The organism is Armatimonadota bacterium (assembly GCA_029907255.1).
Taxonomy (GTDB): Bacteria; Armatimonadota; UBA5829; order DTJY01; family DTJY01; genus JAIMAU01.
In genome coordinates this window covers 25,401-47,176 of the sequence record JARYMF010000007.1, presented here as the reverse complement: position 1 = coordinate 47,176, position 21,776 = coordinate 25,401, and the positions used below count along the sequence as shown (strand labels likewise).

Sequence of the window (21,776 nt, the reverse complement as noted above, 5' to 3'; positions counted from 1 at the left end):
TTCGTTAAGTGTACTCGCTATTTCCTTTATGATGCTTTACCTCCCTTCGTTTATTTTTTTGGGCAGTGGTCATTAAGCCAGAACAACCCCTGCCAAAAACTAACTAGCGATAAAAATCAATCCTTCCCAACACAGCCTCAACGTAGTTTCGAGTTTCCGTGTATGGTGGAATTCCACCATACCTTAAAACTGCGCCAGGACCAGCGTTATATGCCGCCAATGCTTTTTCCAATGTTCCAAAACGATCAAGCTGCTGCCTAAGATACCTGGTCCCGCCGTCTATATTCTGCGCTGGATCGCTTGGGTCAACACCGAGAGCACGAGCAGTACCAGGCATAAGCTGCATCAAACCTACTGCCCCAACCCTCGATACCGCTGACTGAGAAAACCCCGATTCCACACTGATAATTGCCTTGATTATTGAGGAATCAATGCCATATTTTTCAGCAGCTTGATTAATTAGCGGCTCTAAATCCTCTGGGCAAACTGGCACATTGGAAATCTTGGCACGCTTGAGGAAACATTCAAACGCACAATGCGACGATTGAGAAAATCTTTCCACTGGGTCCACAAATCGTTTGCGAATTTCTGCTATTCGGGCTTTCACAGCTTCAACGTTTTCAAGATTCATTTTTCCACCCCATGGATCTTTTCGCTGCTCGTCTTCGCATGTATTTATTTCCAGCAACTTCATCCAGGAACTTCTGTTCCTCCCTGAGCGACTCTTGTTTATGCTCGGCCGCTTTATACTCACGCAACTTCTCCAATATTTTTCGATCCTGAGATGCCTTAATAACCTCCGCTGTTTTCGCTTCCTTCTCAATGGCAAGTCTGTGTACCGTAATCTGCTGAGCATCAACTTGCTTTGACAAGTCCTGAAGGTAGTGATAAGCCCTCCGGATGTACTCAGGATCCCCATATGCAAGCTCTCTCTTCATTGCATCATGAAACATATCCCTCGCAGCAGTGATTTCGCTCAGCCGTCCAAGCTCACGGTCATATGCCGCCCTAATTGCTGCCAATTCAGCTAAAAGGATTTCTTCCACATTCTCACGGTAGTTAAGAACCTTCTGGAGATTAAACCGAAAGCTTTTCATAACTTATCACCTAGCGTTTGAAGAAAGCGTTATCATTTTTCGGCTTACGGATAACTCCTTGCTTATGCCTTTTCCTCACTCCTTATAAGGTTTACTAATGCAGATACTGTCTCATCAAACGGAGCATCCTCATATGTGCCCTGTATAAGAAAATTATTCACATCATCTATCTTGCGTTTAGCCTCGTCAATCTTTGGGTTGCTACCATCAACATACGCGCCTATGTTGATTAGGTCCTCAGCCGACCGATAGGTTGCTAGTAAATCTCTTAACTTACCGGCTGCCTCCAAATGCTCCTTTGAGGCTATGTCCGGCATCAGCCTACTAACACTTGCAAGCACATCAATTGCAGGATAGTGGTTTCGATTTGCCAGGTCCCTCGAAAGCACAATGTGACCGTCAAGTATGCTCCTTACAGAATCCGCAACTGGCTCGTTCATATCGTCGCCTTCCACAAGAACTGTATACAAACCTGTGATTGAACCTACGGCTGCGGTCCCAGAACGTTCCAATAGCTTCGGTAGCAAAGCGAAAACCGACGGCGTGTATCCCCTTGTTGTTGGTGGCTCACCAACTGCTAAACCTATCTCACGCTGTGCCCAAGCAACTCTTGTAATCGAATCCATCATAAGCATGACTTCTTTTCCTTTGTCGCGAAAATACTCCGCGATTGTCGTAGCTACCAAAGCACCCTTCAAGCGGACAACTGCATTTTGGTCTGACGTTGCAACGACAACAACCGACCTAGCAAGACCTTCCGGCCCAAGATCCTTTTCAAGGAAATCCCGCACCTCGCGGCCACGCTCGCCTACCAAAGCAATCACGTTCACATCAGCTTCTGTGTTTCGTGCAATCATACCGAGAAGCGTACTTTTCCCCACTCCACTGCCTGCGAATATTCCTATCCTTTGGCCTCTGCCGCAAACCAAAGGACCATCAATCGCTCTTATTCCAAATGCCAAGCGTTCTTGAATCCGCCGGCGTTCAAGAGCAGGCGGCGGCATTCTATTAACAAGAAGCTCGTTCTCTACTGTAATCGGCCCGCCACCGTCAATTGGCCTTCCAAGTCCGTCAAGTACTCTTCCAAGCAGGTCTTCGCCGACCTTAACCTTTAGGGAGGTTCCCCTTGCAATGACGTCGCTTCCGAGAGCAATCCCATCCATGTCACCGAGAGGCATCAAGAGAACAGAATCCTCCTTGAAACCTACGACCTCAGCAAGAACTGGAGGTGCGTTCCTGCTGGCATAGATCTCGCACACCTCACCTAGTCGGGCAGCAGGGCCACGAGATTCGATAACAACGCCAACAACCTGGCTAACCTTGCCGTTTAGTTTCATAGTATTAAGCTTGCTAACAACCCGACTGTATCGGCGAAGGTCGGGGCGTCTAATGGTGCTAGCCATTATGTGCTGCCTCCATAAGTGCTCGCTCTACCTCGGCAAGCTGTGTGGCAATCCGTGCATCTAGTTCTCCGTTAGCCGACTCTATAACGCACCCGCCCTGATCAACTCGACGGTCTTCGATAATTTCCAACTCATGCACCCCATCGAACGAGCAAACGAGCTCATCTTTATGACTGCGAACTAGCTCATAATCATTGGGGTTAACTCTTATCTTGATTTCTCTGCGGTCCCGAAGCTGGTAAAGTGCAGTCTTGACCGTTGAAAGCACGTATTTATTGTTCTCTGCAAGCTCATGACGTATAATTTTCTCTGCAATTTCCACTGCAAGCTTCAGCAATTCGGGCTCAATTTCAGCCCAAAATTCAGCAAGCTGCTTTTCTGCCTCCTTCTCTACCAAAGCCGCCCGCTCAGCTAAAGCCTCCTTTTCAGCATTTAACTCCCTAAGGCCAGCCTGGTAGCCTTCATTGTAAGCCGCAGCGCGGATTGCCTCTGCCTCGCGATTGGCATTCTCCAAAATTTGTGCTGCTTCTTCTTTGGCACTCTCCACAACCGCACGAGCCTGGTCCTGAGGCGAGGAAGTACTTCTTTTCCGTCTCTTCTTTATTTCAGTATCACAAGCAACAATGTATACCGGCTCACTTTGAGCAACTACTTTAGCTTTGATTAGGCTGTTCAACTTTGTCTCCCTCAGTAACCGATTCCTCTGCAGGCATTTCTGACTCTTCATCTTCATCAAGCGTAATTTCGCCGCTAGCCAGCATCCGCCTGACCACCGAGGCAATCCGCTGTTGGGCTTCGTCTATATCCTTTTGCTTGACCTTTTCCATTAATTCAAGGTCTTCCTTCAAACTCTCTACTGCACGTTCAGACATGTTGCGAAATATGACTTCTTTTATTTCATCTTGACAACCCTTTACAGCAAGGCGCAAGTCATCCTGGTCAATTTCCCTCAGCACCAGCTGTACAGACCTGTCGCTGAGCTTAACAATATCCTCAAATAGGAACATCATCTTGCGAACTTGCTGCCACGTAGCTTCATCCCTGGCGTTCATTGCCTCGAGAACGGCTCGCTCAGTTACGCGGTCAACGTTATTTAGAATATCAACAAGGGCAGCTGGGCCAGACAACAACTCTACCTCTTCAACAGCTACGCCTGACTCTTTGGGCCTCAATGCAGCCTCAATTTCTGCTATGACCCCAGGATCTACTTCGCCCATCGTACATATGCGAGTAGCTACCTCCGCTTGATATTCTGGATCAAGCTTTGAGAGTACCCCTGCCGCAGTATTTGGCGGGAGGTTCAGGAGTAGCAAAGAAACAATTTGAGGGTGTTCATTGCCGATTGTTTTTGCCAATTTTTCCGGCTCTATGTCCCAAACTGACTGTAGGGTATTCCCAGAAGTTGACTTACTCGAATGTGTAATAAGTTTGCTTGCTTTTTCTTGGCCCAATGCCTGCTCGAGCACTTGTACCGCAAAATCTTTGCCGCCGGTCAAAGAGGTCTCTGCAACTGCAAGTTCGCGCTGGAATTCTTCTAGCACCATGTCACGGACCTCTTGGTCGACACGCTCAGTTTGAACAATCGCTCTTGTGAGCATCTCGATTTCTTGCTCACTTAAGTGCTTTAGTATCTCCGCGGATGCAGAGGCACCCAGCGACATTAATAGAATAGATGCTTTTTGAAGACCATTTAATGAATCTTGGGTAGTCACAGCACACCAACCTTACGATTTTGAAATCCACGATTTAATAACTTGGGCTACTTCTTCGGGACTCTTTTGCCCAATACTTTGTATTACCACCTCGTTTGGAACCGACTGAGGTGTCATATATTCTTTGCCGGTCATGACCTGAGCTGTCTGAGGCGACGCAGTTGATGGCATCGGTGGTTCGGGAATGCTAACCTTGATTTGACTAACAGTCCGCTTTAAAAAGAAAAGGAATCCAAAGAGAAGGAGTACCCCAAGAATGCTTTTCCCAATTGACAGATAGTTTTGCTTTGCGGCTGCCGCATTCATTTCTTTCTCTAGTTTTGTTGCGGAATCATCAAAGGGTATGCTCTGTACGATTACTCTATCACCTCTCTTAGGATCTGCGCCAACCGCCGCCTCAACAGCGCTTTGAATAGCTGGTATCCTCGATGCATCAACTTTTTGATCAAGCACTACAGCAACCGAAAGTTGGTCCACCGATCCAGCCGCCCTAATCACATGCTCAGTTGTCTTGGAAACCTGATATTTGTTGCTTGTTTGAATGCGGGAATAGCCTGCATTTTGCCCAACGGTCCTCGAAACGGAGGGCCGAACGTTGCCCGTTATTCCGACAACACCGCCCACAGTCCCGGAATTGCCGCCATACGTTTCTTCTTCGTGCTCTTCGCTCAAAAGTATGCCTCTGCCATTTCCCACCGGAATATAAGTTTCACTGCTTGTTTCACGGCGATCAAAGTTCATCCTTGCATTTACCTTTACAACTGCTTTGTTGGGCCCAACAACACGGTCAAGCATGGCCTGAAGGTCCTTCTCAACTTGGCGTTCGTAGTTCCTCTTGAGCTGAGATTGAGAAGCACTAAGTCGAGGGTCAATTCCGGTTTCAGACTCACCAGCTTCTGAGAGCACATTGCCATGGGTATCAATAACGGTCACGTGGTCTGCGTCTAACCCAGAAACTGCAGACGCAACAAGATGCACTATGCCAGCTACCTGCTCAGATTCCAACCTCCCGCCAGGGCGCAGCTTGACTACCACAGACGCCGACGCCTCCTTATTGTCTTTCTTAAAGACGCTTGGCTCCGGGATAGAAATATGAACTCTTGCCTGATCAACCATATCGAGCTGGCTAATTGTTCGACTCAGTTCGCCCTGCAATGCACGCTGGTAATTCAAGCGCTGTGAAAACTCCGTCATCCCAAAGGTTGTCTTGTCAAAGATTTCAAATCCAACATTTCCACCTTGAGGCAAGCCTTGAGTCGCCATAGCCAAACGCATCTCATGAACGCTTCGCTCAGGTACTTTGATAACAGAGCCGCCGCCACTAATTTCATAAGGAATTCCTTTTTCCTGAAGCTTAGAAACAATTGCGCCGGCATCGGTGGATTCCAACCCTGCAAAAAGTACCTCCATTCTTGGCCTTGTAGCTAAAACCGATACAACAATAAGCAAAACTATACTTGTGGAGATAAAAATAACACTTATGAAACGCTGAGTGCCTGTTAGGGCATTCCAAAACTTTCCAACAGCTTGAAACGGACCAAATTTAGCCAATTGCTCCATTAGTTACTTACCTCTTCAGACTTGCATCCTCATAATTTCTTGATAAGCCTCTATAATCTTGTTCCTAACTTGAACAGTGAACTGCAGTGCGGTGCTTGCTTTCTGCATGGCAATCATCGCCTGGTGTATCTCGACAGCGTCACCTACTGCAAGCTTTGTGGCGAGCTGGTCTGCTTCCGTTTGAAGACGATTTACCTCGGAAATCGCGTCTCTTATCGACTGCCCGAAACTCCTATCTTTATTGGTGGTTTCTATTATTGAAACCGGGTTTTTTGAAATTCCACTACCAATTCCTTCTATCCTCATGGCTATCACTTGCCCCCATTATGTTCTTCCGATCTCCAAAGCCTTGCTTATCATAGAACGTGCGGCATTAATTGCCATGATATTCGCCTCATAAGCTCTTGTTGCGCTAATTAGGTCCACCATTTCCTCCACAATATTCACGTTCGGCATGGCGACCATTCCATCAGGCCCAGCATCGGGATGCGAGGGGTCATAAATCATCTTAGGTGGGTCGTCGCTTTCCACAACTGATTCCACCTGCACACCCGCGTTTGAGGGGTCGAATTGACCACTTGAAGCCTTGAAAACAACCTCAAGCCTTTTATATGGTCCACCTTTCTCAGTACGGGTAGTCATTGCGTTTGCAATATTGTTGGCAATAGCATCCAAGCGAACTCGTTGGGCGAAAAGTCCCGATGCGCTTATGTCCATTGAGGAAAAACTACCCACAGCTAACGCCTCCCTTCATTCATCGCCATGCGAATCATGGCTGCTTTGAGGTTCATTAGCTGAACAAGGGCTTCGTATTGCATTGAGTTCTTCGTCATATCAGCCATTTCTTTCTCGATCGAGACGTTATTCCCATTTGGTCTTGCTGGCGAAATGTTATCCTGTATAATTTCAGGCTGGATTTTCTCAATTCGGCTTATTGCTGACTCCTCACTTGTAGCTTCGAGCGCCTCCTTAAGACGGCTTTCGAAAGCCACCTCCGAGCGCGTGAAGCCAGGCGTCTCAACATTTGCGATATTGTTGGCAATGACGCGTTGTCTTAAGCCACAAGCATCCAAGCATTTAGCCAACATTACAGTCGTTAAATCTGAGAAGAAACTGCGTACCATATCTACCTCAACCTGCCTTTATGCGATGGGCAACGTATTTACAGCAATTCGTGTGCCAGGGCAAAGAATTACTGCGCTTCGCTCGTACTGCCCGAGCAGTATATTACAGAGGTTTTCGCTGAAAAGAGGTCTTTAACAATTAATGATGGGATTTGCAAGCAAGAAGAGATGCCTATGCAATGCGATATTCCATGCGCGGTACCCGTAGTTGCTCGCGGTATTTTGCTACAGTTCTGCGAGCAATGGAGATTCCTAGCTCTTTAAGCCGAGCTGCGATTTCGCTGTCGCTAAGCCGCTGAGATGCAAGACTTCGCACAAGCTCCTTAACCGGAAGTGCGGAGTCAAAAAGGAGTTCCATTGAAATAACTTCGCCGGATGGGAGTCGGATTGTCTTATCCTTAATCGCTCGACACACGGTCGACTCATGAACACCTATGCGTGCAGCAAGCTCTTTTCTTGTCATAGGTTTTAATTCCGATGGACCTCGAAGGAAAAAATCAGCTTGCAGCTTAAGAAGCTCATTGGCAATTTTTCGGAGCGTTACTTTTCGAAATTCAAGAGCCTCGATGAGCGCTTGAGCCTTCAGTACGCACTCTCGAACATGAGCGCGGTCAGATTCTGAGTAACCATTTCTCTTGTGGCTCATTTCAGCATATAAGTCAGCATAAAACTGATCTACTGCGATGCGGCCAGTCGTTGGATCTACAATTTGTGCCATTAAACCATCGGCATTCAAACGAACCTCAATATCAGGGCTTGTTCGGCATACGTTGCGTGGTGCAAAACGCTCCCATGGGTCGCGAAACATGCTTGCAGGCCGGGGGTTTAGATGCTCACGTATGAACTTGAAAGCACCATCAACTTGCTCCCGTGATACGCCCATCTTCTTCGCGATTTGGTCGAGCCTCATTCTCACAACTCCATCCCAATGGTCGCGGACGATGACACATGCAAGAAAATGGTCTGGATGTGCTATTGTCAACCGCTTAAGTTGAATTAGCAAGCATTCTTGAAGGCTTCGGGCAGCTATCCCAGGTGGGTCAAGATCTTGAACTTTTTCAAGTACAGACTCAAGTTCAGGTACGCTAAGGCCTAAACGACTAGCAATATCAATTAAGGGCTCCCGCAAATAGCCGTCTTCGTCCAAAACATCAACGATGAAATCTGCAGTTTCATGAAGCTCAGGCTCAAGACTAGTCCGAATTTGCTCCTTTAAATAATCACGAAGGGATTGGGGCGATGCCACAACGGAAAGAGGCTCAAACGAAGTATCACTTTCTGATGAGCGCTGGACTGCCAACCACCCCTCTTCATGCCAATCGTCCGATTCAACTTGGTCACCGGAAACATCGAGTGGATGAGAACCGCATGCAGGACATTCGGCATCTGAAAGGTCACGGCCACAAACAGGACATTGTGGTACTTCTTCTATAACCAGAGCTGGGTTTTCAATGGACTGCGCCTGAACAAACTCCTGAAGTTCCAAAGAACTCATTTTCAGGACGCTTTTCCCCATTATATACTCAGGCGCTATTCCAGCTATCTGCTTTTGTAATGTTTCCGTTCTTATTCGCATCTTTGACACCCTGCTCTCAGGCAGCTAATCAAGCTGCGAATGCAAGATTTTGCCCTCGATTATCTAAGACCGTTCCGACAACACGAAGAACGTCGTCAAGCATGAAAGGCTTAGTAATACAGGCATAGGCTCCAGCCTCGAAGGCCCGGCAAATATCCGCTTCGTCTGCAAAACCAGTCATTAGAATCAGGCTTGTCTCTGGATAACACTCAGCTATATGCCTAGCTAACAAGATGCCAGACGGCTCGTTGGATATAAAGACATCCACAATGGCTATGTCAAACTGATTGGAGGCAAGTTTTTCATAAGCCGAGGCTTCATCAAAACATATCTCAACTTCATATCCCTCTATTTCCAGAATATCCTTTAAGATATCGCAAAGCTTCTGTTCGTCATCCACAACGAGAATTCGTGCCCGGCTCAACTTCTTACCTCCTTGCTGACACTTTGATTGCCATCACGGTGCCCTCTGGCCCCGTGTGCATTACTTCGACCGACCCACCCATCTGGCGCATTACTGCTAAGCTTATAGTCAAACCAAGCCCTTGTGCTTTTTCTCGAGTGGAAAAGAATGGATCGAAAATGTCCAGCAAAATATCCTCCGGTATCCCGGGACCAGAATCGGCTATCAATACATGAACCCACTCAGGGCTTTCGGGAGGAACTAATTCAACATCAACATATACTTTCCGTCCCTCGGATGCTTGAATAGCATTTACCAATACTTCGTAGATAGCTCGAACAAACAATTCTTTATCTGCAAGTGCATAGATGTTACCATTGGTCAGTCCCTTACCATAGGCAATATCTGTCTTGCCACGATTGTAGGAGGCAAGTATGGTAGCCTCTTCCACTGCCTGCTTCACGTCTACTCTTCCTAATTCTACGCTGCGAGAACGAGTAAAACTCAACAGATTGGATGTTATTTGAGCACATCGCTCGGTCTCAACCTGGATGCTCTCAACGTGCCTCAGATACGTTGGAAGAGCAGTTTCATCGCTAATATCACGCTGCAGTCGCCTGGCAAGAAGCTGTGCATTTCCTGATATCGCTCCAAGCGAATTATTAAGTCGGTGAGCAAGCCAACCTGCCATCCTACTTGCCGCCGAAAGTCTTTCGGCATTTACATACTCTCTAACCTCGGCTGCCCAATTGTTGGCTATTTCGGCGATTTCTCTTTCATCACGTGCTCTTGCAAGGCAAAAAGCAATTTGTTGAAAATACACATTTAGATTATTGGAGGATTTATTGCTCATAATCAGGGTTGGAGCCAGCAATTTCCATGCCAAGCCCATATTCCCTAATTTTATTGCGGAGAGTTTTGCGGTCTATTCCGAGGATTGATGCGGCGCGACTTTGGTTCCAATTGCATTTGGCAAGAACATTGGCGATGTGTTCCTTCTCGACATCTTTAAGAGACCTCATGCCATCGCTTGAAAATGCGGGGGTGGAAAATGGGACATTTTCTTCGCTTAAGAGGATATGTTGGGGAAGAATTGTTCGCCCATGACAAAGGATTACAGCACGCTCAATGCAATTCTCAAGCTCCCTGATATTACCAGGCCACTGATAGTTTTGGAGCATTGCAATTCCCTCTGGCGAAATGCCCTCAATGGATTTCCCGGTCTCGCTATTGTATTTTGCGATGAAGTGGCGAACAAGCTCCGGTATGTCCTCAACACGCTCTCTAAGCGGCGGGAGATTTATAGTTATTACATTAAGGCGGTAATATAAGTCCTCGCGAAACTCTTTGTTGGCAATGGCTTTTTTAAGATCTTTGTTTGTAGCAGCAATGATTCGCACATCTACACTTATTGTTTCGCTTCCTCCCACGCGCTCAAATTGCTTTTCTTGAAGGACTCGAAGGAGCTTTACTTGAGTTGCTGGAGTTATATCACCGATTTCATCAAGAAATAGAGTGCCGCCATCCGCCATCTCAAAGCGCCCAATTCTGCGCGCAATTGCCCCAGTGAAGGCTCCTTTCTCGTGGCCAAAAAGCTCGCTTTCTAGAAGCGCTTCTGGCAAGGCTGCACAACTTACTTTAACAAATGGACCATCTGCCCTCGCACTTTGATAATGAATTGCTCGGGCTAGGTATTCCTTGCCTACGCCTGTCTCTCCTAAAATTAGGACTGAAGCGTTGCTGTCAGCAACTTTTGCAGCGAGAATATACGCCTTCTGTACTTTTTTCGTAAGGCCAATGACGTTATCGAAACCATGGCGTTGCCGAAGTTCGTTTTTCAGATAGCGATTTTCATATATCAAGCGCTGGCGCTCAACAGCATGCTGGGCGATGATTTGAACTTCGCTTAAATCAAATGGTTTGGTAACATAATCAAATGCACCTAGCTTAAGAGCTTCAATTGCACTCTTCATTGTGGCGTAGCCGGTGATTATGATAACTGGAACATCAGGTTTTGACTCCCTAAGCTTGCGAAGCAAAGCCAATCCATCAAGACGAGGGAGGCTGAGATCGAGGATTATAAGGTCGAAGTCCTCCGACAACGCTAAGTCAAGACCGCTCTTGCCATCTTTAGCCTCGCAAACATGCCACCCCATCTCTCCGAAAAGGTCTGCAAGAACGGTTCGAATACCTTCCTCATCATCTATAACTAAGACATATTTACTGCTCACTTCAGGAACCCTTTTTCGCCAAAGCTTCCGCCACTATTGATGAAAGATCTTCGAATTTAACTGGTTTCGAAAGGACCATATCAATGCTTGAATCTTCCACATCAATCTGGTTAACGGACGTACCCCAACCTGTAAGGAGAACTACAGGCGTTCTTGGTTCGATATTTTTTATTTCCCTTGCAACCTGCCATCCGGACATGCTTGGCATCCCCAGGTCTGTAAACACAATATCAAAATTGTTCACCTTAAACTTTTCTATCGCTTCCTCCCCGCTTTTAGCAATGCAGACCGCGTGTCCACATTCAGTCAGCATTTCAAAAAACACCTCTGCGAACATTTCTTCGTCTTCTACGACGAGAATTCGCGCTGGTTTGGCGGTCCCTTTTTCGGGAGTTGCTGAATCACTCTGTGGAATCTCAAATGCAGCTGGAAGAGATATAGTTACGCTCGTGCCTTCTCCAGGCTTACTTTCTATTGAGATATTGCCATTATGCCGGCTAATGATTCCATAGGCCACACTCATTCCGAGACCGGCACCTTCGACCCCGCGGGTAGTGAAAAAAGGATCGAATACCCGCTTTTTCACATCTTCCGACATACCAATTCCTGTGTCAACCACTCGCACCCAGGATGAATCATTATTTCTTCCTACTACAATATCAATCTTGCCACCGAAAGGCATTGCTTGTATGGCGTTTAGAAGAACATTTGCAAGGACTTCGCGAATCTCGGCAGCAACACCCAAGGCAAATGCTCTTTCTAATGGATGAATGTTGACTTCAATTTTGCTCCCTTGCGCCTGCATCGAATCTTCCCACATTGGACGGAGCATTTCCACTACCTCTGACGCAAGGGCAGTCAAATCAATGGGACAAAATGGTTCGTCGGGTTTTACTTTGGTGAATTCGCGAATTCTTCGAACAGTCTCTGCCGCATCGAGAGCTGCTCGTTCCATAGCGTTTAAGCGAGTAAGAACAGCCTCATCTTTCGTTGTACGAGCCAGAAGTTGAATGTTTCCTAAGATAATACCAAGCACATTATTAAAATCATGCGCAACGCCACTGGCAATTTCTCCCACCGCCCGAAGTTTCTCGGATTGAATAAGTTGGTCTTGGGTAGTCCTTAGTTCCTCATATGCCTGCCGAACTCTGTGCTCAAGCTCACGTCTTCTAGTGATGTCACTATAGATCTCTATCCTCCCTAGGCATCTACCCTCGCTGTCAAAGAGAGGACTGCTGTATCTATGAAGTATTCGATGGGTTGGGCTTACTATCTCAAACACATCGTCAAGAATCTTTTTGGGTCTACTGACTAAGCCTTGACAACTCTCAATAAAAGCGCCAGGATTTCGGAAGCGAAGGTTTGGGATTTGGAGCATTGCTTGCAACCTATCCTTCCCTATCATTTCAGACGACGATACGCCAAACAATTCGCAGAAACCTGGATCGATGGATGTTATTTGATGATTACAATCTAGTAGCAAAACGCCCCGCATTCCCTGTTCGGCTGGCAATTGAAATGAAAAATCAACTACTGAATTTGCTTCTTTAACACTCACTTTCTTTCACCTATATCCCATAATCATTTGTCAAAGTGCTTACTAAGTTACCAGAGGTCTGAATCATTTTCAAGTAAGCAACCGACGCGCAGTGGTAAGGATTAAATCCTCAGCCTCATCTGTTATCACTTGCTCTCCATAAAGCTTGTATGCTACTTCAACCTCATAGCCTTTCTCGGGGAAAGCTGATTTGGTTGGAATGTAACCGATATTGCCATTCGAGTATGCGGCGACTATGGTGTTTGGCTTCATTGCCTTTATCTGCAAGGCATACTCCACAAATGCCTCTCCAGGAAGAGTAATGATGTTATAATCTCCCAATCGGAGCCTAAAAACCTCAATTGAGACGGAGGCTTTACTTTCCCCTGTAAGGAGGGTTTTTGCCCAATCATTATATGCGGCATTAATACGCCAATCAGTCGAAGTAGGTTCACTTGCTTGCATTGATTTCTCCGTCTCAGCAATGATTCGTTCAAGTTCCTCACGGCTTGGAGGCGGCTGTAGCGGCAATTCTATGACTTCCCTAGCAACACTAATCTTTGCGTCGCTTGTTAGATGAATATCCGGCAAAACGTTCTTTACTGCATCAGCAACCTCTCCACCCAACTTTTCGACAACTTGCCATGAAAAACGCTCTCGTGGGTTGATATTTCCACAACATCCTTGCAAGAACATTGCTTGGCCACCGACATCCTTCTCAAGCACCCGCTGTGCCGCACCTGGCCAATCAGCAGAAATCTCGAGCACATCGCCAATAACTACAGCATGGCAGGCATAGTTGAAAAGAATGGCAATTGGGTCACCTTTCATGTTTCTAAAGTACCAAACACCGACATCGGGGTCAGTTACTCCAGCGGGATTTGGCATTAAATGAGTTTCGCCGGTTTGAGTGCGAAGCCGCCGATTGACAGCGATATTTGCCCTGCCAACCGAATAGCCAAATTCTGCAGGCTGCATGCATCCTTCTGCTTCTTTGACCGTCACCGCGATCTTTTTCAGCAAATCTCTGATATACTGCTCATGTACTCTGCCGCAAACCCTCAGCTCTTGTGTGGCTGGTCCTGTATGGGTGTGTGATGCAGAAATCAGGATATTGCCCATTGGGATATCAGTCTTTGATGATATCTCGGCTCGCAAATCAGCAACCTGCCTAGCATCTATGCCGAGAAGGTCAAGGGTAACAACTGCTGCCTTTGTCGAGCCATCTGAAATGACCAGTGCTTTTGCATGCAGATCATCATGAATACCAATGCTTCCGCTGGTTCTGCTAGCATAGCCGCTAAGATCTACTCCGACTGGAGGATTAATTACCGACTTTGCAACGCCCGCAAGCAACTTACTCAATTCTATGCCCCTTTTCCAAGGAAGTGGTTGGTTGTTCAACAATTATGCCAAATATTCTTTATGCTTCTAAAACAATATTCCTTCTAGAAAAGCTGATAAAGATAAAATTAAGGGAAAGCATGGTGGCGTAATTTTAGAAGTTTCTAAAGAAAAAAACTTGACTGCTTCCATGGGATGACCTATAATTACTACCAAGCATAGGCCAAGCCATTATTCCCTTTATTTTACCTCAGCTACCAACAACCAGCTATATAAAGGAAAAATTCTAAGATAACAAGAAACAAATAAGCGCCAAAGGACAAAACGGATTTCTAAAGTAGAAAGAAAACACCGAGTCAGGGAGGGCGTCTTTTCTAGCAACCTTAACAACAATCTGGTTTGGCAAGGTGCAGGCGCACAATTTCCAACTAATTGTAACCTCAGACAGTCAATATTTTAAGCTCTGAATTGGCTGCTTGCAAAAATATAGAAAAAATAATTTGCTTATATTTAGTTGCCAATTTAAGAATAGGAATTGCCTAAAGATACTCAGTTGCGCTAATATCATGCTTCGCTGGGCGTGAATCCAATGGAAAGCCGAGAAGAGATTACAGCCAAGAGCAGCCAAGGTCCCAAGAGTTTTATTGATATTTTGGGGCACCTTCACCTTTTGTCACGCCATGCAGCGGCAGGTGATTTGGAACACGTTCTGGAGCTTGCAGTTGAAATTCCGATACGATGCCTTAGATTAGATAAAACAGCTCTTCTCCTCCCCTCGCCAATTACAGGCACTCCTGCCTTAATTGCATCAAGAAATCTTTCACCAAGTTTACGCGAGTATTTTCAACATCCAAATGATGAAGTTATCAACTGGGTCGTAACAAACTGCTCCCCTAAAGTAATAGAAAATCTACCCTCTATTGGTCGCGAATCGGTACACCCATATTCACTTGAAGATGTAAGGGCACTTGTAGCTATTCCCATTGAAATTCCAGACTCAAAGCCTGGAGTGCTTCTGGGCATGGCATCACACATCCGCCCATTCCCTGTTTGGGAAGTTGAGCTTCTATATACGATAGCTAATCACATTGCGGCCGTCTTTGGGCGGCCAAAAACTAGAAGTTTTCCTACGCACACCGATTTACCGTTCGAACGTCTTACAAAAGTTGCACATTCAACTCTTGACATTCGACAGCTCTTAGACCAAGCACTAACGGAAATACTTTATGCGCTGGACGCAGACAGCGGCTCAGTGATGTTATGCAGGCGCGGAATATTTACTATTTACGCTTGCAAAGGCCTCAATGAAGATATACAACCACTAACAACAATCCCCAAAGAAAGAGGAATAGCCGGTTGGGTAATAGCAAACCGAAAGCCACTGCTTTTAAATGGTCCAGCTGACCCCAACCAGTTCGATTTAATCACTGAGAGGCCAGAAATTGTATCCTCAATCTCGACTCCCCTAATTGGGAGAAAATCACTTGTTGGTGTATTAAGCGTGAACCGAACCACGCCAGGGCGAACTTTTGGAAACCAAGAAATGGTGATGGTATCAACAATATCGGGCCAAATAGCGATGGCGGTCGAAAATAACCTTCTTTACAACGCCGCTACAACTCAAACAAAATACCTTGCAAGTCTATTTAAAATTGCAAAAACCATAACTTCATCGCTTGAATTAAAGAAGGTTTTTGAGTTAATATTGGACCAGCTGTGCGAAAAGCTCGCAGCGGAAGTATGCTGCATTGTACTCTATAATCCCCAATCCGGCGAGGTCCAATTAGGAGGGGGCCGAGGACTTGGAGCTGACGAAAGCCAAGCATATATAGATCTTGCAATGCCAGGAATAATTACAGCCGAAAGGTCCAAAAAAAGTATAGTAACCTTAGACCTTTCAGAATATAAGGAATACAGAGAGATAAAAACTATCTCAAATCTTGGGCTTGATGCAGCGACAATTGTGCGGCTTTCGATCAAGCGCAGAGTAGTAGGTTACATTGTAATATTTCACCGCCAAACAAGCGCTTTCCAGCTTCCTCTTCAGCGTTTGCTTCTCGGATTAGCCGAACTTGCCGCTATTGCAATTGAAAACGCACGCCTCTACCAGCATCAATGGGATATAGCCAATATTAGTCTGAAAAATCTTTTACCTGGTGAAATTGAAAACATACCAGGGTTCGAAGTTAGCGCCAAATTTAATCCAGCCCACCAGGTAGGCGGGGATTACTATGAAGTCATAAAGATTTCCGAACATAATTATGGTGTAGCGATTGCGGACGTTTCAGGAAAAAGCGTTGCAGCGGCGAATTATATCGCGATGTGCAAGCATTCTCTAAGAGCATTGGCAGAAGAAACACAATCACCAGCCAAGCTGCTTCAAAAAATGAATCGCCTGATATACCAGCAAACTGGGAATGAGTCATTTATTACCATGCTTTATGCCGTTCTCGATGCGAAACGGCGTACGCTCGTCCTAAGTTGTGCTGGTCATGAACCAGCAATCCTATACCGAGCACACATTGGTAGAGTTGAACAGATAAGCACTCCGGGCTTAATTCTTGGCGTAATGCCCTCTGTCAATTATCAAGAACGAAGCATCAAATTGGGGAGTGGTGATATACTTATGCTTTACACTGATGGTTTGATTGAAGCGATATCACACGATCCTACCACATCTCTGCGTGCTATTAGCGAAGTTCTTGTAAAATATCATCTGAAACCTGCCAATGAGATTGCCGATAATATCTATAAACTAGCAACGGCTCCCAATCTTAAGGTTACTGATGATATAGCACTTATCGTAATTAAAACACTGTAATGTAATAAGGAGTAGATTACTGTGGCACCGTCGGAGTTCGTACGCCTTGAGATACCAAGCTCGCCGAAATATCTTTCGCTTATTAGAAACTTAATCGACCTTATACCGACAAATCAAATTTCTTTAACCGAAGAGCAAAAAGACGATATAAAATTAGCAATCGGTGAGGCATGCAGTAACGCAATTAAATTCAGCCGTTCGCCAAACTCACCGATTACGATAGCATTTGAGATTCATCCTAACCAGATTGAAATAGAAGTACGCAACGAAAGTGCCGACTTTCAGCCAGAAACGCTCAAGATTGAGCCACCTCCCATCGAAAAAATACACGAAGGCGGCTTGGGATTGTATCTAATAAAACAAGTGATGGATAACCTTAAAATTTGCTGTAGTAACGGCATTACCACCGTTCGGATGGCGAAAAAATTAACTTGAGGTTCTAAACCGGAAACAAACAGCCGTCGCACGGCTAGAACAAATCAGCGGCAAGCGCCTTTTTCGCAGCCTCCAATTGTTCCCTCAATCGGCATGGAGCCGTTGCTCCAGGGATATTGCGTTTTTCGACCGAGGACCAGGCATCCCATGTCAAGTTTGAGCCCTCGAACTTATCCGAGAATCTCCGCATTTCTTCAAGCGTCAAGTTGCCCAAGGTCTTGCCCTGTTCCAAGCAATACCTTACAAGCTTCCCGGTTATTTCATGGGCAGTTCTAAACGGCACGCCGCGTGTTACAAGGTAATCTGCTATGTCGGTTGCAGTCGAAAAGTCACCTTCAAGCCCAGCCGCCATCCTTGTGGTATTGAACTTCAAATGCCCAACGAACTCAATGAGAACTTTTAGACAAATAACTATGGTATCTGAAGCATCAAACAAGCGTTCTTTATCCTCTTGGAGGTCCTTGTTGTAGGTCAAAGGCAGACCTTTGAGAACAGTAAGAAGTGCCATTAAATCACCGTAAACACGTCCTGTCTTTGCACGCATGAGTTCAGCTACATCTGGATTCTTTTTCTGCGGCATTAGGCTACTGCCTGTCGCAACTGAGTCGTCAAGTTCGATAAAGCCAAATTCACTTGTATTCCAAATGACGACTTCTTCAGCAAATCTGGACATGTGCATGGCTAGGATTGAGAGTGCACACAAGAACTCTACCGCAAAGTCCCGCTCTGCTACCGCATCCATACTATTTTCACTTATCCGTGAAAATCCAAGCATTTTAGCCGTGTATTCCCTATCAATCGGGAACGAGGTTCCCGCAAGCGCCGCGGATCCCAGCGGAAGCACATCTGTCCGTTTGAAACAATCTGCTAGGCGTTCTCGATCACGCTGAAGCATCCACACATATGCAAGAATGTGATGAGCTAGCATAACGGGCTGGGCATGTTGAAGGTGTGTATATCCAGGCATTATTGTATCAATATTGCTCTCGGCAACTTTGATAAAAGCTGATTGGGCTTCTCGAATCAGGCTATCAATCTCCTTTATTTGCGCCTTTACGTACATTCGAACGTCGGTTGCAACCTGGTCATTGCGGCTTCGAGCGGTCTGCAGCATCCCAGCCACATCGCCTATTCGCTCGTGAAGAAGCTTTTCGATGTTCATGTGGATGTCTTCTGCCGACGTGTCGAACTCAACTTTTCCCGCCTCAATATCGTTTTTTAGATCACGAAGACCTTGTATAATCTTTTCCGACTCTGCCAGCGGAATAATTCCACACTTGCCAAGCATGGAGGCATGGGCAATGCTCTGCTCGATGTCATACCTCCAAAGCCTCGCGTCGAAGCTTATTGAAGCGTTGAACTCATCCACAATTGGAGAAGTTGCTTTCTTGAATCTTCCGCCCCAAAGCTTGGACATCATTGACCCCTTTTCAACCACCAATACATTTTGGATTGCAAGCCATGAACTTTTACTGCACCCGTCATTTCGCTTTGCACAAAGGTCTTTGTGTCGAACGATGCTAAGTCCTCAGAATATAGCGCCCATCTACTACTCCGTCCAATGACCTTTGCCTGACCCTTAAATAATTGCATTTTTACGTCCCCGGTTACGCGCTCTTGAATTTTATCAATAAACGCCTCTAGATCTTCCTTCAAAGGATGGAACCAAAGACCTTCATACGCAAGTTGGCCCCATTCACGGTCAACCATCGACTTGAACTTTATCTCTTCTTTTGTGCAAACCAATGCTTCCAACGCTTTGTGTGCGGTTAGCAGCGTGACGGCCGCTGGACACTCGTAGTTTTCTCGCACTTTCAACCCGAGCATTCTATCCTCCATTATGTCTATTCTACCAACGCCGTGTTCACCTGCGATTTCATTCAGCTCGCGAATTAGGGAAACTCCGTCCATCCTCTTGCCATCCAGCGAGACTGGCACACCGTTCTCGAAGCCAATCGTAATCTCAAGCGGGGTATTTGGGCTTTTGTCAGGACCTTTTGTCCATTTATAAATCTCCTCTGGTGGCGCAAAGTCAGGTTCTTCGAGTCGGCCGCCTTCGATTGAGCGACCCCAAAGATTTTCATCAATGCTCCATATCTTCTCAACCGACTGGGCAATAGGCACGCCGCGGCTTTTTGCATATTCGATTTCCTCGCTTCGCGTGAGGTTCCGCTCTCGCATTGGAGCAATGACTTCTTTTTCGGGTGCAAACGTTCGAACGACGATTTCGAACCTAAATTGGTCATTTCCTTTACCGGTGCACCCATGGCCGAATGCGTCAGCATCGACCTGCTGGGCTATCTCAACGCTCTTGGCGGCAATTAATGGCCTAGCAATTGCAGTACTCAATGGATAGCCCTGGTAGTCGCCATTTGCTTTTATGGCATGGAATACATAATCTTTCACAAATTCTTCTTTAGCATCGATAGTATAATGCTCTGTTCCTAAGATACGAGCCTTCTCCTCGGCTTCGGCAATGTCATCGGGTGGCTGGCCCACGTCAACCGTTACAGTTACAACCTTATCAAAACCGTAAAACTCTTTCATCATCGGTATGCAAACCGAGGTATCCAAGCCACCAGAATATGCAAGAACTACTGTTTTCATCTTTTCCGCTCCTTCTTTTATGTTACAATAGCAATGCCAATAGTGCTTTTTGCACGTGCAAACGATTCTCCGCTTCGTCGAACACAACCGAGTGCGGGCCATCGATTACTTCGTCAGTGATTTCCTCGCCGCGGTGCGCTGGGAGGCAGTGGAGAACAATTACATCGCTCCGAGCTGCCTCAACAAGCTTTTGATTTACTTGATAAGGTTGGAACACTGGCAGTCGTTTCTCTCGCTCATCCTCCAACCCCATACTACACCAGACGTCCGTATAGATTGCATCAGCATTTTTTACGGCCTCAAATGGGTCATTTGTTATTTTTATCGAAGCTCCCGAGTGCTCCGCCGCTCGAAGTGCTTTGTTGAGAATTACTGTATTTGGCTCATAACCCTCCGGACAACCCACCGCAATGTCCGTGCCAACCTTTGCAGCTAGGAGCATGAGGCTGTGGCAAGTGTTGCATCCATCTCCAATGTAGGCAAGCTTGAGCTTAGAAAGATCGCCCTTTTTCTCTAAGATTGTCAAGAAGTCGGCCAATGCTTGGCAAGGATGCTCTAGGTCTGATAAACCATTTATAATTGGGATATTTGCATATTTTGCAAGTTCGGTTATTGTTTTATGCTTAAAAGTCCGTGCCATTATACCATGCACCCAGCGTTCGAGGTTCTTTGCAACATCGCTGACTTGCTCACGTTCGCCCATTCGGATGTCGGCGGGTGCAAGATAGACAGCATTACCGCCAAGTTGAGACATACCAACCTCGAATGTTACACGTGTCCTAAGAGAGGGCTTCTCAAATATCATAGCGAGCGTCTTGCCTGGTAGAATGGGATTGGCATATTGCTCTGCTAAACTTTTTGATTTAAGCCGTCGGGCAAGGTCAAATATTGTTTCTATTTCCTCGCGGCTAAGGTCATCAATTGAGATTAAATCTTTGCCCCGCATATCATCCGGTACGTTCAGATGCGATTCATGAGGCGCGATTTCGTCGGCGTGTGTCTCCGACGTTTGAATCGCTGAGATTTCTTGCTTTACACGTTCGAAAGTCACACCCATTTGCGCTAGAAGAGGAGCAACGGTTCCACGGTCATTTTTTACCAATCCGAGCAGTAGGTGCTCTGTCCCAACGTAATTGTTTCTCAGCTCTCTAGCCGACTGGTAAGCCAAATCAATTGCACGCTTCGCATTTGCTGAGAGTTGCATATCTTGGTTTACATCGCCCGTGTCAGAAACCGGCGCCATTTTTTCAATCTCCCTGCGCAGGCTTTCCTCGTTTACTCCGATGCGCTGAAAGACACGTTTGGCAATGTTGTCTGGCTCATCCAATAAACCAAGTAATAAATGCTCAGTGCCAACGATTTTGCTCTTTCTTTTCGCCGCCTCCTCCTGAGCATAGAAAATAGCCAACCGCGCCTTTTCCGTGAATCTCTGCCACATTTGTTACTTTCCTCCACTGTTCTGCCCGAACGGCAATACACCTGCTTGCATACTTCTCAGCTCTCTGCGAATTAGTGCTGCATCAATACCATGCTCGGCAAGAAATTGAGCTGCAATACTATGGGGTTCTTCTGCAAGCCCAATTAGTAAATGCTCAGTTCCTATCCATTCCTCTTTCGCCTGTCTGCTTTCATCAAAAGCTAGGTCTATTACGTGCTTTGCCTCAGCCGTAAGCTCAAGACCATCGCTCAACGTCTCCGAACCTCTCGACAACCGCTTCATAATTTCGCTGCGCACCGTACCAAGGTCAACGCCTACCCGCTCGAGAATTCTGGCGGCAAGGCAATCTTCTTCTCTGACAAGCGCTAGAAGCAAATGTTCTGGACCTACATGGCTATAACCAAGTTTTCCTGCTTCTTCAAGCGCCAGAAAGACTGCTTTTTGTGCTTTCTGGGTAAGTTGCTTCCACATTTTTGTATCTCCTCTCA

General features: G+C 46.2%; 21 protein-coding genes and 1 pseudogene. 2 read left to right on the top strand and 20 right to left on the bottom strand.

Annotated features, from left to right (window positions below; genetic code table 11):
• Window positions 1–103: 103 nt before the first annotated feature.
• The 15 genes from QHH26_08040 to QHH26_07970 form a co-directional block, all read right to left on the bottom strand.
• Complete coding sequence (locus QHH26_08040) at window positions 104–631, bottom strand: lytic transglycosylase domain-containing protein (protein MDH7481905.1); 528 nt, start codon at window positions 629–631, stop codon at window positions 104–106.
• Complete coding sequence (gene fliJ / locus QHH26_08035; protein MDH7481904.1) at window positions 621–1,097, bottom strand: flagellar export protein FliJ; 477 nt, start codon at window positions 1,095–1,097, stop codon at window positions 621–623. The genes QHH26_08040 and fliJ overlap by 11 nt, the downstream gene beginning before the upstream one ends.
• A gap of 62 nt (window positions 1,098–1,159) precedes the next feature.
• Entirely contained in the window at window positions 1,160–2,500 is a 1,341-nt protein-coding gene (gene fliI, locus QHH26_08030) for a flagellar protein export ATPase FliI (protein ID MDH7481903.1), read from the bottom strand.
• Window positions 2,493–3,176, bottom strand: a complete 684-nt coding sequence (locus QHH26_08025; protein MDH7481902.1) for a FliH/SctL family protein — start codon at window positions 3,174–3,176, stop codon at window positions 2,493–2,495. The genes fliI and QHH26_08025 overlap by 8 nt, the downstream gene beginning before the upstream one ends.
• Window positions 3,154–4,212, bottom strand: a complete 1,059-nt coding sequence (gene fliG / locus QHH26_08020) for a flagellar motor switch protein FliG (GenBank protein MDH7481901.1) — start codon at window positions 4,210–4,212, stop codon at window positions 3,154–3,156. Before fliG ends, QHH26_08025 begins: the two co-directional genes overlap by 23 nt.
• A 12-nt stretch (window positions 4,213–4,224) precedes the next feature.
• Window positions 4,225–5,772 (bottom strand): flagellar basal-body MS-ring/collar protein FliF, encoded by a 1,548-nt coding sequence (gene fliF / locus QHH26_08015; GenBank protein MDH7481900.1) that lies wholly within the window; start codon window positions 5,770–5,772, stop codon window positions 4,225–4,227.
• A 15-nt stretch (window positions 5,773–5,787) separates the two neighbouring features.
• Window positions 5,788–6,078 (bottom strand): flagellar hook-basal body complex protein FliE, encoded by a 291-nt coding sequence (gene fliE, locus QHH26_08010; GenBank protein ID MDH7481899.1) that lies wholly within the window; start codon window positions 6,076–6,078, stop codon window positions 5,788–5,790.
• An 18-nt stretch (window positions 6,079–6,096) separates the two neighbouring features.
• Complete coding sequence (flgC, locus tag QHH26_08005; protein MDH7481898.1) at window positions 6,097–6,507, bottom strand: flagellar basal body rod protein FlgC; 411 nt, start codon at window positions 6,505–6,507, stop codon at window positions 6,097–6,099.
• Between the two features lie 2 nt (window positions 6,508–6,509).
• Window positions 6,510–6,896, bottom strand: a complete 387-nt coding sequence (flgB, locus tag QHH26_08000; protein ID MDH7481897.1) for a flagellar basal body rod protein FlgB — start codon at window positions 6,894–6,896, stop codon at window positions 6,510–6,512.
• 172 nt (window positions 6,897–7,068) lie between these two features.
• Window positions 7,069–8,472: an RNA polymerase factor sigma-54 gene (rpoN, locus tag QHH26_07995; protein ID MDH7481896.1), complete on the bottom strand. Its 1,404-nt coding sequence runs from the start codon at window positions 8,470–8,472 to the stop codon at window positions 7,069–7,071.
• Window positions 8,473–8,500: 28 nt separating this feature from the next.
• The gene (locus tag QHH26_07990) at window positions 8,501–8,896 is read right to left on the bottom strand and encodes a response regulator (GenBank protein ID MDH7481895.1); all 396 of its coding nucleotides are present in this window, start codon (window positions 8,894–8,896) and stop codon (window positions 8,501–8,503) included.
• 4 nt (window positions 8,897–8,900) lie between these two features.
• Window positions 8,901–9,728 (bottom strand): ATP-binding protein, encoded by an 828-nt coding sequence (locus QHH26_07985; GenBank protein MDH7481894.1) that lies wholly within the window; start codon window positions 9,726–9,728, stop codon window positions 8,901–8,903.
• Window positions 9,718–11,106, bottom strand: coding sequence for a sigma-54 dependent transcriptional regulator (locus QHH26_07980; protein MDH7481893.1), 1,389 nt, complete (start codon window positions 11,104–11,106; stop codon window positions 9,718–9,720). The genes QHH26_07985 and QHH26_07980 overlap by 11 nt, the downstream gene beginning before the upstream one ends.
• Window position 11,107: 1 nt before the next feature.
• A complete protein-coding gene (locus tag QHH26_07975) occupies window positions 11,108–12,664 on the bottom strand; it encodes a response regulator (protein MDH7481892.1) in 1,557 nt (518 codons plus the stop codon).
• Window positions 12,665–12,733: 69 nt separating this feature from the next.
• Entirely contained in the window at window positions 12,734–14,008 is a 1,275-nt protein-coding gene (locus tag QHH26_07970; GenBank protein ID MDH7481891.1) for a neutral/alkaline non-lysosomal ceramidase N-terminal domain-containing protein, read from the bottom strand.
• Between the two features lie 568 nt (window positions 14,009–14,576).
• On the opposite strand from QHH26_07970, the gene QHH26_07965 reads away from it, so the two are divergent.
• Together QHH26_07965 and QHH26_07960 are read left to right on the top strand one after the other, a co-directional pair.
• Entirely contained in the window at window positions 14,577–16,808 is a 2,232-nt protein-coding gene (locus QHH26_07965) for a SpoIIE family protein phosphatase (protein ID MDH7481890.1), read from the top strand.
• Window positions 16,809–16,829: 21 nt separating this feature from the next.
• Window positions 16,830–17,243 carry an ATP-binding protein gene (locus QHH26_07960; protein MDH7481889.1) on the top strand — a complete coding sequence of 138 codons (414 nt, stop codon included), beginning with the start codon at window positions 16,830–16,832 and terminating at the stop codon, window positions 17,241–17,243.
• Window positions 17,244–17,277: 34 nt separating this feature from the next.
• Here the strand turns inward: QHH26_07960 and argH are convergent, their stop codons facing one another.
• The 5 genes and pseudogenes from argH to QHH26_07935 form a co-directional block, all read right to left on the bottom strand.
• Entirely contained in the window at window positions 17,278–18,660 is a 1,383-nt protein-coding gene (gene argH / locus QHH26_07955; protein ID MDH7481888.1) for an argininosuccinate lyase, read from the bottom strand.
• The gene (locus QHH26_07950) at window positions 18,660–19,850 is read right to left on the bottom strand and encodes an argininosuccinate synthase (protein ID MDH7481887.1); all 1,191 of its coding nucleotides are present in this window, start codon (window positions 19,848–19,850) and stop codon (window positions 18,660–18,662) included. The genes argH and QHH26_07950 overlap by 1 nt, the downstream gene beginning before the upstream one ends.
• Window positions 19,851–19,872: 22 nt before the next feature.
• The gene (argF, locus tag QHH26_07945) at window positions 19,873–20,796 is read right to left on the bottom strand and encodes an ornithine carbamoyltransferase (GenBank protein MDH7481886.1); all 924 of its coding nucleotides are present in this window, start codon (window positions 20,794–20,796) and stop codon (window positions 19,873–19,875) included.
• A gap of 81 nt (window positions 20,797–20,877) precedes the next feature.
• Window positions 20,878–21,288: pseudogene (locus QHH26_07940) on the bottom strand (Clp protease N-terminal domain-containing protein).
• A 3-nt stretch (window positions 21,289–21,291) separates the two neighbouring features.
• Entirely contained in the window at window positions 21,292–21,759 is a 468-nt protein-coding gene (locus QHH26_07935) for a Clp protease N-terminal domain-containing protein (protein ID MDH7481885.1), read from the bottom strand.
• Window positions 21,760–21,776 lie beyond the last annotated feature (17 nt).

Coding starts and splice junctions, on each gene's coding strand:
- QHH26_08040 (MDH7481905.1), bottom strand. CDS start 631: ATGAATCTTGAAAACGTTGAAGCTGTGAAAGCCCGAATAGCAGAAATT.
- fliJ (MDH7481904.1), bottom strand. CDS start 1,097: ATGAAAAGCTTTCGGTTTAATCTCCAGAAGGTTCTTAACTACCGTGAG.
- fliI (MDH7481903.1), bottom strand. CDS start 2,500: ATGGCTAGCACCATTAGACGCCCCGACCTTCGCCGATACAGTCGGGTT.
- fliF (MDH7481900.1), bottom strand. CDS start 5,772: ATGGAGCAATTGGCTAAATTTGGTCCGTTTCAAGCTGTTGGAAAGTTT.
- fliE (MDH7481899.1), bottom strand. CDS start 6,078: ATGAGGATAGAAGGAATTGGTAGTGGAATTTCAAAAAACCCGGTTTCA.
- flgB (MDH7481897.1), bottom strand. CDS start 6,896: ATGGTACGCAGTTTCTTCTCAGATTTAACGACTGTAATGTTGGCTAAA.
- rpoN (MDH7481896.1), bottom strand. CDS start 8,472: ATGCGAATAAGAACGGAAACATTACAAAAGCAGATAGCTGGAATAGCG.
- QHH26_07985 (MDH7481894.1), bottom strand. CDS start 9,728: ATGAGCAATAAATCCTCCAATAATCTAAATGTGTATTTTCAACAAATT.
- QHH26_07965 (MDH7481890.1), top strand. CDS start 14,577: ATGGAAAGCCGAGAAGAGATTACAGCCAAGAGCAGCCAAGGTCCCAAG.
- argH (MDH7481888.1), bottom strand. CDS start 18,660: ATGTCCAAGCTTTGGGGCGGAAGATTCAAGAAAGCAACTTCTCCAATT.
- QHH26_07950 (MDH7481887.1), bottom strand. CDS start 19,850: ATGAAAACAGTAGTTCTTGCATATTCTGGTGGCTTGGATACCTCGGTT.
- argF (MDH7481886.1), bottom strand. CDS start 20,796: ATGCGGGGCAAAGATTTAATCTCAATTGATGACCTTAGCCGCGAGGAA.
- QHH26_07935 (MDH7481885.1), bottom strand. CDS start 21,759: ATGTGGAAGCAACTTACCCAGAAAGCACAAAAAGCAGTCTTTCTGGCG.